The sequence below is a fragment of the Streptomyces sp. NPDC037242 genome, from assembly GCF_055604165.1.
This window is the reverse complement of record NZ_JBVJUY010000008.1, coordinates 86,180-100,176: the sequence shown is the minus strand read 5'-3', so window position 1 is coordinate 100,176 and position 13,997 is coordinate 86,180. Positions and strand designations below refer to the sequence as shown.

The following is a 13,997-nucleotide window of genomic DNA, read 5'->3' as shown; positions in this document are numbered from 1 at the left end:
CCACCTTACGGTAAGCGCTAACTTTTAGAAAGTGCATGGCGCCATGTATGCGTCGCGATAGCCCCGGGAAATGCGCCGGGGCCCGGATCTCCTGGGAGATCCGGGCCCCGGACGGCTGCGCGCGCACCGGTTCAGCCGACGACGGTCCAGGTGTCGTTGCCGCTCAGCAGGGTGCTGAGGTCGCCCTTGCCGCTGCGGTCCACGGCCTTCTCCAGCTGCTCGGCCATGAGCGTGTCGTAGACCGGCCGCTCGACACTGCGGAACACCCCGATGGGGGTGTGGTGCAGCGTGTCGGGGTCGGCCAGCCGGGACAGCGCGAACGCCGTGGTCGGGCCGGCCGAGCCGGCGTCGTGGACCAGGATCCGCGACTCGTTCTCCGGGGTGACCACCACGACCTCCAGCTCCCCGGTCACCGGGTCGCGCACGACCCCCTTGGCGCCGTCCACGCCGAAGCGGATCGGCTGCCCGTGCTCCAGCCGGATCACCGCCTCCTGCGCCTGCTCGTGGTCCTTCAGGACCTCGAAGGCCCCGTCGTTGAAGATGTTGCAGTTCTGGTAGATCTCCACCAGCGCCGTGCCCTGGTGGTCGGCCGCCTGCCGCAGCACCTCGGTGAGGTGCTTGCGGTCCGAGTCGACCGTGCGGGCCACGAAGGAGGCCTCGGCGCCGAGCGCCAGCGAGACCGGGTTGAAGGGCGCGTCGAGCGAGCCCATCGGGGTCGACTTGGTGATCTTGCCGACCTCGGAGGTGGGGGAGTACTGCCCCTTGGTCAGACCGTAGATCCGGTTGTTGAACAGCAGGATCTTGAGGTTGACGTTCCGCCGCAGGGCGTGGATCAGGTGGTTCCCGCCGATGGAGAGCGCGTCGCCGTCACCGGTGACGACCCAGACCGACAGGTCGCGCCGCGAGGTGGCCAGGCCGGTGGCGATGGCCGGGGCGCGCCCGTGGATCGAGTGCATCCCGTACGTGTTCATGTAGTACGGGAAACGCGAGGAGCAGCCGATTCCGGAGACGAAGACGATGTTCTCCTTCGCCAGCCCCAGCTCGGGCATGAAGCCCTGCACGGCGGCGAGCACGGCGTAGTCGCCGCAGCCCGGGCACCAGCGGACCTCCTGGTCGGACTTGAAGTCCTTCATCGACTGCTTGGCCGCGGCCTTCGGTACGAGCGACAGCAGCGTCGGCTCGGGGTCCGCCCCGGCTGCGGCCACGTCCGGCAGGGCCTCGGTCAGCGCCGGCCCGGACAGGTCCGCCTCGGGCCTGGTCGCCTCGGACAGGTCAGTCATTGGTGGCCTCCTTGAGGACCGTGGCGAGCTGTTCGGCCTTGAACGGCATTCCGTTGACCTGGTTGTACGACTGCGCGTCGACCAGGTACTTCGCCCGGATCAGGGTGGCCAGCTGCCCGAGGTTCATCTCCGGCACCACTACCTTGTCGTAACGCTTCAGGACCTCGCCGAGATTCCTCGGGAAGGGGTTCAGGTGGCGCAGGTGGGCCTGTGCGATCGGCACGCCGGCGATGCGCAGCCGGCGTACGGCGGCCGTGATCGGGCCGTACGTCGAGCCCCAGCCCAGCACGAGGGTCCGGGCGTGGTCCGGGTCGTCCACCTCCACGTCGGGCACCTCGATGCCGTCGATCTTGGCCTGGCGGGTGCGGACCATGAAGTCGTGGTTGGCCGGGTCGTAGGAGATGTTGCCCGTGCCGTCCTGCTTCTCGATGCCGCCGATGCGGTGCTCCAGACCCGGGGTGCCCGGGACCGCCCAGGGGCGGGCCAGGGTCTGCGGGTCGCGCTTGAACGGCCAGAAGACCTCGGTGCCGTCCGCGAGCTCGTGGTTCATGGCGGTGGCGAACTGCACCTTGAGGTCCGGGAGGTCCGCGACGTCCGGGATCCGCCAGGGCTCGGAGCCGTTGGCGAGGTACCCGTCGGAGAGCAGGAACACCGGGGTCCGGTAGGTCAGCGCGATCCGGGCCGCATCGAGCGCGGCGTCGAAGCAGTCCGCCGGGGTCCGCGGGGCCACGACCGGGACCGGGGCCTCGCCGTTGCGCCCGTACATCGCCTGGAGCAGGTCGGCCTGCTCGGTCTTGGTCGGCAGGCCGGTGGAGGGCCCGCCGCGCTGGATGTCCACGATGAGCAGCGGCAGCTCCAGGGAGACCGCCAGCCCGATCGTCTCGGACTTCAGCGCCACGCCGGGCCCGGAGGTGGTGGTCACGCCGAGCGCGCCGCCGAAGGCCGCGCCCAGCGCCGCGCCGATGCCGGCGATCTCGTCCTCGGCCTGGAAGGTCCGTACGCCGAAGTTCTTGTGCTTGCTCAGCTCGTGCAGGATGTCCGAGGCCGGGGTGATCGGGTACGAGCCCAGGTAGACCGGCAGGTCGGCCTGGAGGCCCGCCGCGATCAGGCCGTACGAGAGGGCCAGGTTCCCGGAGATGTTGCGGTAGGTGCCGGTCGGGAAGGCGCGGGTGGCCGGGGCCACCTCGTAGGAGACGGCGAAGTCCTCGGTGGTCTCGCCGAAGTTCCAGCCGGCCCGGAAGGCGGCGACGTTCGCCTCGGCGATCTCGGGCTTCTTCGCGAACTTCTGCCGCAGGAAGCTCTCGGTGCCCTCGGTGGGGCGGTGGTACATCCAGGACAGGAGCCCCAGGGCGAACATGTTCTTGCTGCGCTCGGCCTCCTTGCGGGGGAGCCCGAAGTCCTTCAGCGCCTCCACGGTGAGCGTGGTCAGCGGCACCGGGTGGATGTTGTACGCCGCCAGGGAGCCGTCCTCCAGCGGCGAGGTCTCGTAGCCGACCTTGGCCATCGGGCGCTTGGTGAACTCATCGGTATTGATGATGATCTCCGCGCCGCGCGGCACGTCCCCGATGTTCGCCTTGAGCGCCGCCGGGTTCATGGCCACCAGGACGTTCGGGGCGTCGCCCGGCGTCAGGATGTCGTGGTCGGCGAAGTGCAGCTGGAAGGAGGAGACGCCCGGCAGGGTGCCGGCGGGCGCCCGGATCTCGGCGGGGAAGTTCGGGAGCGTCGAGAGGTCGTTGCCGAACGATGCCGTTTCCGAGGTGAAGCGGTCACCGGTGAGCTGCATGCCGTCACCGGAGTCACCCGCGAAGCGGATGATCACTCGGTCGAGGCGGCGCACTTCCTTGCCGCCTCCCGGGCCCGGGGGCGTCCGCTGCTCGCCGACCACGGCCCCTTCGGCCCCGTCGGATTGCTCGGCTGGGCTACTGACCTGGCTGGTCACTGAACTGGACCTCCTTCGAGGCGTGAGCCGCTCCCAAGGCCAACCCTACGTCGGAAGGTTTTCCTTCCCTGGGGCGCTCGTGTTCTGGACCGTCCTCTGAGACGGTCTGTCCGAGAGATGTCGTGCCGTGCGCAAAATATTCCGAGCCCAGGTGCCGGCCGGACGCAGTTCCCTGTGCGGCACAGGTACCGGCAGGGGTGCCGGTACGGGTGCCGACGCAGGGGCTGCATCCGGCCATACCTGACAGAGTGTCAGTCGATCAAGACCTTAGGTAGGTGAGGACGGCCAGCACGCGCCGGTGATCCCCGTCACTCGGCGAGAGGCCGAGCTTCATGAAGATGTTGCTGACGTGCTTCTCCACCGCCCCGTCGCTGACCACCAGCTGCTTGGCCACCGCCGAATTGGTCCGGCCCTCGGCCATCAGTCCGAGCACCTCGCGCTCCCGGGGGGTCAGCCCCGCCAGCACGTCCTGCTTGCGGCTGCGGCCCAGGAGCTGGGCGACGACCTCGGGGTCCAGGGCGGTACCGCCCCGGGCCACGCGGACGACCGCATCCAGGAACTCCCGCACCTCGGCCACCCGGTCCTTGAGCAGGTACCCCACCCCGGTGCTGGAACCGGCCAGCAGTTCGGTGGCGTACTGCTCCTCCACGTACTGCGACAGCACGAGCACCCCTATCCCGGGGTAGTCGCGCCGCAGCCGCACCGCGGCCCGTACGCCTTCATCGGTGTGCGTCGGCGGCATCCGTACATCCGCCACCACCACGTCCGGCAGCGCATCCTCCGCCGCCAGATCCGCCACCGTCTTGATCAGGGCTTCCGCGTCCCCGACGCCCGCCACGACGTCATGCCCCCGGTCGGTCAGCAGCCGGGTCAGGCCCTCACGCAGCAGCACTGAATCCTCGGCGATGACCACCCGCACCCTGTCTTCCACGACTTTGCAGCTCCCGCATTCGCTCGTGCCCGTGTTCCTGACTCAGCCAAGCATCCCAGCCTCAAGGCCGGATCAAGGCGGAGCCGGATCAACGAGTGGGCGTACGGGCGGTGTTTCCGGGTGCCCGGCGTGGCGCGCCGGGCACCGGCGGCCGGAAGTCAGGGCCTCGGACCGTGCCGGACACGGCCGTTCGGCCCACGCGGCGCGCGGGCCGAACGGCCGTGTCCGGCAGACGCTCGGCTACGGGCGCCAGGGCAGCTCGGCGGTGACGGTGGTCCCCCCGCCGACGGGGGAGTCCACGACGAACACCCCGTCCACGGCGTCGAGCCGCTCGGCGAGCCCGGCCAGGCCGCTGCCGGCCCCGCTGCCGCCGGCGGCGCCGGCCCCGCCCCGGCCGTCGTCGGCGACCTGGATCAGCAGCCGGTCGCCCGACTTCCACACGTCGACGCTCGCGGTACGGGCCCGGGCGTGCTTGCTGACGTTCTGGAGCAGCTCGGAGACCGTGAAGTACGCGATCCCCTCGATCGCCGCCGCGGGCCGGCCGGGCAGGTCCACGGCCACCCGTACCGGAACGGCGCACCGCGAGGCCACCGAGGACAGCGCCGCGTCCAGCCCCCGGTCGGTCAGTACGGCCGGGTGGATCCCGCGGGCCAGGTCGCGCAGCTCCTGCAGGGCGATCTTCACCTCGCCGTGCGCCTCGTCGACCATCTGCGCGGCCGCCCGCGGGTCCTCGGCCAGCTTCTCCTTGGCCAGCCCCAGATCCATGGCCAGCGCCACCAGCCGGGCCTGCGCCCCGTCGTGCAGGTCCCGCTCGATGCGCCGCAGGTCGGCGGCGGCGGTGTCGACGACGACGCCCCGGTCGCTCTCCAGCTCGCTGACGCGGTGGGCGAGCCGGGACGGCCCCAGCAGCCCGGCGATCAGGACCCGGTCGACGGTGGTGAGCGCCCGGACCACCCAGGGGGTGGCGAGCGTCAGCGCGAGCCCGAGGAGGCAGGTCAGCGTGATGTCGAGGGGCGAGTCCAGGAAGTACGAGTAGTCGTCGTTCTGGAAGACCTGGAGCCCGGGCTGGTCCGTGAAGCCGGGGAAGACCCAGAACCAGAGGGGGTACAGGAGGAAGGCCCACCCGTACGTCCAGAACACCAGCGCCAGGCAGAAGCTGAACACCGCCCACGGGAAGTGGATCACGGAGTACAGCGCGTGCCGCCAGGCGCTCCCGCTCTTGAGCAGCGCCCCCATCGCGGCGAGCGCCCCGTCCTTCTGCGCCCGGATGGGCGCCGGCTCGGCGATGTCGGCCCGCAGCAGACCGCGCGCCCGTGCCCGCTCCAGCCGCCCGAACCCCCGGCACATGGCGAGGACCCCGGCGAGGACCGGCACCCCGAGGAAGGTGACGAGCAGTCCGGCGCCGAGGCTGATGCCGGTGATCGCGAGGGCGAAGTAGAGCGTGCTGAGCGGCAGCCCGAGCAGCACGTACCCGAACTCCCGCCAGGCCCGCCCCTCGACCGGGGCCCGCAGTGCCCTGCCGATGCCACTGCCCGTGCGCTCGCTGCCGACCATGGTCCCGACCCGCCCTTCCGTCATCCCTTTACCCCTCCACCCTGCCGCCCGCGCCCACCCCGGAACCATGCGGCGCGTCGGCCTCTTGCCCGGGGGGTTAACCCCACCCCCTGCAACGCGCGGGGTCTGGGGCGGAGCCCCAGGTCCTACGGGTCCGGGCGGAGCCCGGGGAACGGTGGAAGGGCGGGTGGGGGACAGCCCCGCAGGGCCCCGCCCGCCCGACCCCGGGCACACGGCGGTATCCCCGCCCGACCCCGGGCACACGGCGGGACCCCCGCCCGACCCTGGACGGGGGTCCCGTTCGCCGACACTCCCTAGCCCCGCACGGGGACCCGGTCCCGCCACGGCAGCTCGGCCGTGACCGTGGTCCCGACCCCCTCCGGGGAATCCACCAGGAACACCCCGTCGACGGAGTCGAGCCGTTCCCCCAGCCCCGCCAACCCGGTCCCGGCCGATGTGTTCGCCCCGCCCCGCCCGTCGTCCGACACCCGGATCAGCAGCCGCGGTCCCGACCGCCACACCTCCACCGACGCCATCCGCGCCCCGGCGTGCTTGCTCACGTTCTGCAGCAGCTCCGACACCACGAAGTACGCGATGCCCTCGATCGCCTCCGCCGGGCGGCCCGGCAGGTCCACCGAGACCTTCACCGGCACCAGGCACCGGGACGCCACCGAGGACAGCGCCGCGTCCAGCCCCCGGTCGGTCAGCACCGCCGGATGGATGCCCCGCGCGAGATCCCGCAGCTCCTGCAGTGCCAACTTCACCTCGCCGTGCGCCTCGTCCACCATCGCCGCCGCGCCCTCCGGGTCCTCCAGCAGCTTCTCCTTGGCCAGGCCCAGCCCCATGGCCAGCGCCACCAGCCGGGCCTGCGCACCGTCGTGCAGGTCCCGCTCGATGCGCCGCAGGTCAGCGGCCGCCGTGTCGACGACCACCCCGCGGTCGGACTCCAGCTCGGCGATGCGCCGCTCCAGCTCGTCCGACGGGGACAGCAGGCCCCGTACCATCGCCCGGTCCACATTGGTCAGCAGGCGCGCCACGTACGGCAGTACCGGCCACAGCACGAACAGCCCGGTCAGCGCCACCGTGAAGGTCAGCACCCCCCACGGCAGCCGCACCAGCTCGTACAGCACGGTCCGCCACGCCACCGGGTCCTTGAGGCTCGCCCACAGCCAGGGGAAGAACCCGCCGGCCCGCCGCGGGCCGGGAAGCGGTGTCGGCTCCTCCACGCGCACGCCCAGCAGCACGCGGGCCCGCGCGCGTTCGAGGCGTCCCAACTGGCGAGACGTGAACAGACCACATGCGAGCAACGGAAGACCGATCGCGGTCACGGACAGACCGCCCGCGGTCGACACCATGGCAATCGTGTAAACAAACCCGACGAGAGTCGCTGGGAGATTGCTCAAGAGATGGGCGATCTCCTTCCAGGTCACGGCACTCAGGGCGGCGCGTACGGGAGGGGGCCGATCGTCTCCGGCGGCCTGACTGGCTCGAATGCTCGCGGTCATGCGCCCCACCCTGCCAATTACGCCACTCCGATGCCATGGGGTAGTCAGGTCGAGGTAAACGGGGGATAACCCCACCCTGCGGGGCCCAGGCCCTAGACTCCCGTCCGTACCAGATCACCCTGATCGTCGACAGTGGCCGAGGAGCGAGGAAACGGACGTGCCCGACCAGACGGTATCGACCGTATCCGTGCTCGCCACGGACTACTTCCGGAGCTATTCGGTCGTCGGCCTCCTGGCCGTCCTCGGTGTGCTCTTCGTGACCGTGGCCTTCAGCGCGAACCGCCTGCTGCGCCCCTCGGTCCCGACCCCCGAGAAGCTGCTGACCTACGAGTGCGGCGTGGACCCGGTCGGCGAGGGCTGGGCGCACACCCAGGTCCGCTACTACGTCTACGCCTTCCTCTACGTCATCTTCGCCGTCGACTCGATCTTCCTCTTCCCGTGGGCGACGGTGTTCGCGGCCGTCGGCTACGGCGCCACGACGCTGGTGGAGATGTTCATCTTCCTGGGCTTCCTGGCCGTCGGCCTGCTCTATGCGTACAAGAAGGGCGTCCTCGAATGGACGTGACACCGGCCCAGACACCGGCCCAGACCCCGGCCCCGCCCCAGCTCCTTCCGGAGCCGAAGCGGCTGGGAGTGCTCTCCCGCCTCGCCCCCGAGCCGATGAAGGTGGTCCTGAACTGGGGCCGCCGCTACAGCCTGTGGGTCTTCAACTTCGGCCTCGCCTGCTGCGCGATCGAGTTCATCGCCGCGTCAATGGCCCGGCACGACTTCATCCGGCTGGGTGTCATCCCCTTCGCGCCGGGGCCCCGCCAGGCGGACCTCATGATCGTCTCGGGCACGGTGACGGACAAGATGGCCCCGGCCGTGAAGCGCCTGTACGAGCAGATGCCGGAGCCGAAGTACGTCATCTCCTTCGGCGCGTGCTCCAACTGCGGCGGCCCGTACTGGGACTCGTACTCGGTGACGAAGGGCGTCGACCAGATCATCCCGGTCGACGTCTACGTCCCCGGCTGCCCGCCGCGCCCGGAGGCGCTGCTCCAGGGCATCCTCAAACTCCAGGAGAAGATCGCCCGGGAGTCGCTGGCGGAGCGCTACACGAACGCGGCCGCTTCTCCCGCCCTCCCCGCCTCGACCGCCCAGCTGACGAGCCCCCTGGTGACCCCTCCGCCGACCCCGGAGGCGGGCGCGTGAACCTCTACGACTCCCTCCCGGACGGCGCCCCGACGATCTTCGGGGCCGAAGCCGTCGGCTCCTTCTCGTACGACGTCCTCACGGTCGACGTGCCCGTCGGAAGCTGGATCCCGGCGCTGGAGATCGCCCGGGACAAGCTGGGCTGCACGTACTTCGACTGGCTGAGCGCGGTGGACGAGCCGGGCACCGGTTTCCGTATCTGCGCGCACGTCGTCTCCCTGGAGAACCACCGGGTACGCCGGCTGCTGCTGCGGACGACGGTCCCGCACTCGGCGCCCTCGCTGCCTTCCGCCGTCGCGATCTACGCGGGGGCGGAGTGGCACGAGCGCGAGACGTTCGAGATGTTCGGGGTCGTCTTCACCGACCACCCGCACCTGGTGCCGCTGCTCCTCCCGGAGAACTTCGAGGGCCACCCGCTGCGCAAGGACTTCGTGCTCGCGGCGCGCGTCGCCAAGGCCTGGCCGGGGGCCAAGGAGCCCGGTGAGGGTGCCGACCCCGACGGGCCCAAGCGCCGCCAGATGCTGCCGCCGGGCGTCCCGGACCCCAACGACTGGGGCCCGATGAAGGGCCAGCTCCCGCCGGCCCCCGCCCGCCCGGCCCGCACCCCGCGTGCGGCGGGCGCGGCCGGTGCCGCCGGTGCCCCGGCACGCCGCACCCGTACGGTCGCCGAGCCCGCCGCCGGCGAGCCGGAAGCCCCGCCGCGCCCGGTCCGGCGTACCCGCTCGGTGGCGGACGGCTCGGCGAGTCAGGCGACCCCGGCGGCGGACGCCCCGGAGGGCGAGGCCCCGCCGCGCCCGGTCCGGCGTACGCGCTCGGTGGCGGACGGCTCGGCGAGTCAGGCGACCCCGGCGGCGGACGCCGCGCAGGGCGAGGCCGACGCGGCCGAGCCCGAGGCGCGGGCGCCCCGCCGCCCGGCCCCCCGCAGCGCGGACGCGCCCTGGCACGACCCGAAGCCCGCCTTCGAGGCCCCGGCCACCTCGGAACCCGCGCCGCAGGCAGACGCGGACCGGTCCGAGACCCCCGAACCGAACCCCGACAACGGAGGCGACGCGTGAACGACGTCCTCGACGTCGCCCTGCGGCTGATCGTCGTCTTCGCCGTCTTCCTCGTGCTCCCGCTCGTCGTCGGGCAGACCGAGCACAAGGTGATGGCCCACATGCAGGGCCGCCTCGGCCCCATGTACGCCGGCGGCTTCCACGGCTGGGCCCAGCTCGTCGCCGACGGAGTCAAGTTCGCGCAGAAGGAAGACATCGTCCCGGCCAACGCCGACCGGCGGATCTTCCAGCTCGCTCCCGCCGTGGCGCTGCTCCCGTACCTGCTCGTCCTCCTCGTGATCCCGATCGGTCCGAGCGAGAGCGCGGTCGGCCAGGTCATCGACGCGGGGCTCTTCTTCGCGCTCGCCGTCATGGGCGTCGGAGTCCTCGGCTCGCTGATGGCCGGCTGGGCCTCCGCGAACAAGTTCTCCCTGCTCGGAGGCCTGCGCACCGCCGCGCAGCTGCTCGCCTACGAGCTCCCCATGCTCCTCGCGGCCGCCTCGGTCGCCATGGCCGCCGGGACCGTCTCGCTCCCCGGCATCGTCGAGGCCTTCGAGTGGTGGTGGCTGCCCTGGCAGATCGTCGGCGCGCTCGTCTTCTTCACCGCCGGCCTCGCCGAACTCCAGCGGCCCCCCTTCGACATGCCCGTCGCCGACTCCGAGATCATCTTCGGCGCGTACACCGAGTACACGGGCCTGCGCTTCGCGCTGTTCCTCCTCGCCGAGTACGCCGGCATCGTCGTCCTGTGCGGTCTGACCACCGTCCTCTTCCTCGGCGGCTGGCACGGACCCCTCGGCGATGACGGCCTCGGCTGGGTCTGGACCCTGCTCAAGGTCGCGGTGCTCGCCTTCGTGGTGATCTGGCTCCGCGTGAGCTACCCGCGGCTGCGCGAGGACCAGCTGCAGAAGCTCGCCTGGACCGTACTCATCCCGCTCGCGCTCGCCCAGATCGCGCTCACCGGCATCGTGAAGGTGGCGATCAACTGATGCCCATCCCCGGATCCGGCCTGGCCAAGGGCCTCGCCGTCACCCTGCGCACGATGACGAAGCGTTCGCACACCGCCCAGTACCCCGAGGTGCAGCCCGAACTCCCGCCGCGCTCGCGCGGGGTCATCGGCCTGTTCGAGGAGAACTGCACGGTCTGCATGCTCTGCGCCCGCGAGTGCCCCGACTGGTGCATCTACATCGACTCCCACAAGGAGACGCTGCCCGCGTCCACCCCCGGTGGCCGCGAGCGCAGCCGCAACGTCCTCGACCGCTTCGCCATCGACTTCTCCCTCTGCATGTACTGCGGAATCTGCATCGAGGTGTGCCCCTTCGACGCCCTCTTCTGGTCACCGGAGTTCGAGTACGCGGAGACCGACATCCACGAGCTCACCCACGAACGCGACAAGCTGCGCGAGTGGATGTGGACCGTCCCGGCCCCGCCCGCCCTGGACCCCGCCGCCGAGGAGCCCAAGGAACTCGCCGCCGCCCGCAAGGCGGTGGAGAAGGCCGAGGCCGCCGCAGCGGCAGCCGCCGCGACGGCCGCCGACGGCGCCCCGGGCGGCACCCCCGGCGGCACCCCCGACTCCCCTGCGGGAGGCACCGCCTGATGTACGCCCACCTCGCCGCGGCCACCGCTCCCGGTTTCCTCTCCCCGACGGGCGTGGAGATCGCCTTCGTCCTCGTCGGCCTCGCCACCCTCGGCGCGGCAGCCGTCACCGTCACCACCAAGCAGCTGGTCCACGCCGCCCTGTGGCTGGTCGTCGCGCTCGGCGGCATCGCCGTCGAGTACCTGCTGCTGACCGCCGAGTTCATCGCCTGGGTCCAGGTGCTGATCTACCTCGGTTCCGTGGTCGTCCTCCTCCTCTTCGGGCTGATGCTCACCAAGGCCCCCATCGGCCGCTCCCCGGACGCCGACTCCAACAACCGCTGGGTCGCGCTCGGTGTCGCCGCCACCGCGGCCGCCGCGCTGGTCTGGGTGGTCGTGGACGCCTTCCGCACCACCTGGATCGACCTCGACGGCCCCGCCCAGGGCTCGACCAAGGTGTCCGGCGAGATCCTCTTCCGGCACTGGGTGCTGCCCTTCGAGGCGCTCTCCGTCCTCCTCCTCGCGGCCCTGATCGGCGCCATCGTGCTGTCCCGCAGGAACACATCCGTGGACACCGCCGACACCGCCGACACCGCGGACGCCGGCGCCGCCAACGCCGGTGACAAGAAGGGGCAGCGCTGATGCACCTCGCCTACCCCGCCGTGCTCGCGGCGCTCCTCTTCTGCACGGGCCTGTACGGAGTACTCGCCCGCCGCAACGCCATCCTGGTGCTGATGTCCGTCGAGCTGATGCTCAACGCCGTCAACCTCAACCTGGTGGCCTTCGACGTCTGGCTGCGCGACGCCCTGCACGCCGGCCAGGCCCTCACCCTCTTCACCATCGCCATCGCCGCCGCCGAGATCGGCATCGGCCTCGCGATCGTGCTGATGGTGTACCGCAACCGAGGCACCGCGGACGTCGACGCACTGCGCGACACCGCCGAGGGCCACGAGCCGGACAGCGCGACTGGAGCCGCCGCGTGAGCACCCCGACCCTCGCCGTCCTCGTCCCCCTCCTCCCCTTCCTGGGCGCGGTGGCGGGACTCCTCTCCGGCCGCGCGGCCCCCGGCTTCGTCCGGCCGCTCGCCGTACTGCCGACGCTGGCCGCCGCCGTGCTGGCGGTGCTCGTCGCCGTCCGCCACGGCGGCGGCAAGGCGATCGACACCGCGACCGAGCTGACCCCGACCGGCTCGGTGCCGATCGAGCTCTCGCTCCACCTGGACGGCTTCGCCGTGCTGGTGGCCGTCCTGGTCGGGGTCGTCGCCACCTGCGTACAGCTCTACTCGACCGCGTACCTGCGCGAGGATCCGCGCTACCCGTCGTACGCCGCTCTGGTCTCACTGTTCACCTCCGCCATGCTGCTCGTCGTCTACTCCGGCGACCTGATGGTGCTGCTGGTCGGCTGGGAGATCATGGGCATCTGCTCGTACTTCCTGGTCGGGCACTACTGGGAGACCGAGGCGGCCCGCTCCGCCTCCCTGAAGGCCTTCCTCGTCACCAAGCTCGGCGACGTCCCCTTCCTGATCGGCCTGTTCGCGCTCGCCGCCGACACCGGCTCCTTCCGGATCACGAAGATCCTGGGCGCCGTCGCCGCGGGCGGGCTCGACCACCCGACGCTGATCGCACTGCTGCTGCTCGCCGGAGTCGCGGGCAAGTCCGCGCAGTTCCCGCTGCACACCTGGCTCCCGGACGCCATGGCGGGCCCCACCCCGGTCTCCGCGCTGATCCACGCCGCGACGATGGTCGCCGCCGGTGTCTACTTCATCGCCCGCCTCCTGCCGGTCTTCGCGGCCTCGCGGGCCGCGCTGGTGGTCATGGCCGTGATGGCGGCCGTCACGATGGTCGGATCCGCGCTCGCCGCGCTGGCGCAGGACGACATCAAGCGCGTGCTCGCCTACTCCACCGTCGGCCAGCTCGGTTACATGACCGGCGCCCTGGCCGTCGGCGACCGCTCGGCCGCCGTCTTCCACCTCCTGTCCCACGGCGCCTTCAAGGCGCTGCTGTTCCTCGGCGCCGGCGTGATCATCCACGCCGCCGGTACGAACTCGCTGGCCGCCATGTCCCGCATGGACGGCCTCGCCAAGCGCATCCCCGATGCGTTCTGGACGATGACGATCGCGCTGCTCGCGCTCGCCGCCATCCCGCCCTTCGCCGGCTTCTTCTCCAAGGAAGCCGTCCTGGTCGCCGCCGAGCACACCGCCACCGGCCACTCCGAGTTCGCGCCGAGCACGGCCGGCTGGGTGGTCCTCGTCGCCGGCGTGCTGACCGCCCTGCTCACCGCCGCCTACGCCACCCGGCTGTGGCTGCTGGCCTTCCGCGGCCAGGGCGCCGCCGCCCCCGACCACGGCAAGGAGCCCGTCGCCATGACCGGCGTGCTGTGGCTGCTGGCGATCCCGTCGGTCGGCTTCGGCCTCGCCGCCGGCCCCCTCGCCGACTGGTTCGACGGCAAGGAGCTCACCCCGACGGTGACCACCTCGGTCCTCGGCACCGGAGCCGCCGTCATCGGCGCCCTGCTCACCTACGCCCTCTGGCAGCGCGCCGTGGCCCGCGACGGAGCCGCCGCCGGGGTGCCCGTGTCGGTCGCCGCCGCGGAGTCGGCCGCCGAGACCCCCGAGGTCGCCGAGGTCACCCACGACCACCCCGCCGTCCCCGCCGGAACCGCCCCCGACCCCGGCAGGGCCCTCCTGGGGCCCCTGCACCGCCACGCGGCCGACGGCTTCCACCTCGACGCCGTCTACGACCGGCTGTTCGTCCGCCCCGTCCGGGGCGCCGCGAGCCTCGTACGCTTCCTCGACCGCGAGGTGGTGGAGACGTACGTCCGCGGCGCGGGCACCGGCCCCCGGCTGCTCGGCAGCCTCGTACGCCGCGCCCAGACCGGCAACGTGCAGAGCTACCTGAGCGCCCTGCTCGCCGGCGCCGTGGTCCTGGCGATCGCCACCGCCGTCCTCGCCAACGTCAACGCCGGATCGTGAGCCGTGAGTCAGCCGTGATT

At 71.8% G+C, this 13,997-nt stretch carries 13 protein-coding genes; 8 read left to right on the top strand and 5 right to left on the bottom strand.

Translation table 11 applies throughout. The annotated features are described in order from the left end of the window. Positions 1 to 131 precede the first annotated feature (131 nt). The 5 genes from ACZ7GJ_RS12245 to ACZ7GJ_RS12225 form a co-directional block, all read right to left on the bottom strand. Positions 132 to 1,133: a 2-oxoacid:ferredoxin oxidoreductase subunit beta gene (locus ACZ7GJ_RS12245; protein WP_470751347.1), complete on the bottom strand. Its 1,002-nt coding sequence runs from the start codon at positions 1,131 to 1,133 to the stop codon at positions 132 to 134. Between the two features lie 139 nt (positions 1,134 to 1,272). Beyond that, the gene (locus ACZ7GJ_RS12240; RefSeq protein ID WP_470751166.1) at positions 1,273 to 3,219 is read right to left on the bottom strand and encodes a 2-oxoacid:acceptor oxidoreductase subunit alpha; all 1,947 of its coding nucleotides are present in this window, start codon (positions 3,217 to 3,219) and stop codon (positions 1,273 to 1,275) included. A gap of 259 nt (positions 3,220 to 3,478) precedes the next feature. Then, complete coding sequence (locus ACZ7GJ_RS12235; RefSeq protein WP_453387077.1) at positions 3,479 to 4,138, bottom strand: response regulator transcription factor; 660 nt, start codon at positions 4,136 to 4,138, stop codon at positions 3,479 to 3,481. Positions 4,139 to 4,390: 252 nt separating this feature from the next. After that, positions 4,391 to 5,728, bottom strand: coding sequence for a sensor histidine kinase (locus tag ACZ7GJ_RS12230; RefSeq protein ID WP_470751164.1), 1,338 nt, complete (start codon positions 5,726 to 5,728; stop codon positions 4,391 to 4,393). A gap of 290 nt (positions 5,729 to 6,018) precedes the next feature. Further along, positions 6,019 to 7,209, bottom strand: a complete 1,191-nt coding sequence (locus tag ACZ7GJ_RS12225) for a sensor histidine kinase (protein ID WP_470751162.1) — start codon at positions 7,207 to 7,209, stop codon at positions 6,019 to 6,021. A 157-nt stretch (positions 7,210 to 7,366) separates the two neighbouring features. Between ACZ7GJ_RS12225 and ACZ7GJ_RS12220 the strand changes: the two genes are divergently transcribed. The 8 genes from ACZ7GJ_RS12220 to ACZ7GJ_RS12185 are packed head-to-tail and all read left to right on the top strand — an operon-like array spanning position 7,367 to position 13,977. Next, positions 7,367 to 7,774, top strand: a complete 408-nt coding sequence (locus tag ACZ7GJ_RS12220) for an NADH-quinone oxidoreductase subunit A (RefSeq protein ID WP_470751160.1) — start codon at positions 7,367 to 7,369, stop codon at positions 7,772 to 7,774. Continuing rightward, on the top strand, positions 7,765 to 8,400 hold the full coding sequence (locus ACZ7GJ_RS12215) for an NADH-quinone oxidoreductase subunit B (RefSeq protein WP_470751159.1): 636 nt from the start codon (positions 7,765 to 7,767) through the stop codon (positions 8,398 to 8,400). The genes ACZ7GJ_RS12220 and ACZ7GJ_RS12215 overlap by 10 nt, the downstream gene beginning before the upstream one ends. Then, positions 8,397 to 9,455 carry an NADH-quinone oxidoreductase subunit C gene (locus ACZ7GJ_RS12210; RefSeq protein WP_470751158.1) on the top strand — a complete coding sequence of 353 codons (1,059 nt, stop codon included), beginning with the start codon at positions 8,397 to 8,399 and terminating at the stop codon, positions 9,453 to 9,455. Before ACZ7GJ_RS12215 ends, ACZ7GJ_RS12210 begins: the two co-directional genes overlap by 4 nt. Then, positions 9,452 to 10,420 carry a complex I subunit 1/NuoH family protein gene (locus tag ACZ7GJ_RS12205; protein WP_470751157.1) on the top strand — a complete coding sequence of 323 codons (969 nt, stop codon included), beginning with the start codon at positions 9,452 to 9,454 and terminating at the stop codon, positions 10,418 to 10,420. Before ACZ7GJ_RS12210 ends, ACZ7GJ_RS12205 begins: the two co-directional genes overlap by 4 nt. Continuing rightward, positions 10,417 to 11,028, top strand: a complete 612-nt coding sequence (locus ACZ7GJ_RS12200) for a NuoI/complex I 23 kDa subunit family protein (RefSeq protein ID WP_470751345.1) — start codon at positions 10,417 to 10,419, stop codon at positions 11,026 to 11,028. The genes ACZ7GJ_RS12205 and ACZ7GJ_RS12200 overlap by 4 nt, the downstream gene beginning before the upstream one ends. Further along, positions 11,028 to 11,648, top strand: coding sequence for an NADH-quinone oxidoreductase subunit J family protein (locus ACZ7GJ_RS12195; RefSeq protein WP_470751156.1), 621 nt, complete (start codon positions 11,028 to 11,030; stop codon positions 11,646 to 11,648). Before ACZ7GJ_RS12200 ends, ACZ7GJ_RS12195 begins: the two co-directional genes overlap by 1 nt. Next, complete coding sequence (nuoK, locus tag ACZ7GJ_RS12190) at positions 11,648 to 11,989, top strand: NADH-quinone oxidoreductase subunit NuoK (RefSeq protein ID WP_365919329.1); 342 nt, start codon at positions 11,648 to 11,650, stop codon at positions 11,987 to 11,989. Before ACZ7GJ_RS12195 ends, nuoK begins: the two co-directional genes overlap by 1 nt. Next, the gene (locus ACZ7GJ_RS12185) at positions 11,986 to 13,977 is read left to right on the top strand and encodes an NADH-quinone oxidoreductase subunit 5 family protein (RefSeq protein ID WP_470751153.1); all 1,992 of its coding nucleotides are present in this window, start codon (positions 11,986 to 11,988) and stop codon (positions 13,975 to 13,977) included. The genes nuoK and ACZ7GJ_RS12185 overlap by 4 nt, the downstream gene beginning before the upstream one ends. Positions 13,978 to 13,997: the final 20 nt, after the last annotated feature.

Coding starts and splice junctions, on each gene's coding strand:
- ACZ7GJ_RS12245 (WP_470751347.1), bottom strand. CDS start 1,133: ATGAAGGACTTCAAGTCCGACCAGGAGGTCCGCTGGTGCCCGGGCTGC.
- ACZ7GJ_RS12230 (WP_470751164.1), bottom strand. CDS start 5,728: ATGACGGAAGGGCGGGTCGGGACCATGGTCGGCAGCGAGCGCACGGGC.
- ACZ7GJ_RS12225 (WP_470751162.1), bottom strand. CDS start 7,209: ATGACCGCGAGCATTCGAGCCAGTCAGGCCGCCGGAGACGATCGGCCC.
- ACZ7GJ_RS12215 (WP_470751159.1), top strand. CDS start 7,765: ATGGACGTGACACCGGCCCAGACACCGGCCCAGACCCCGGCCCCGCCC.
- ACZ7GJ_RS12195 (WP_470751156.1), top strand. CDS start 11,028: ATGTACGCCCACCTCGCCGCGGCCACCGCTCCCGGTTTCCTCTCCCCG.
- nuoK (WP_365919329.1), top strand. CDS start 11,648: ATGCACCTCGCCTACCCCGCCGTGCTCGCGGCGCTCCTCTTCTGCACG.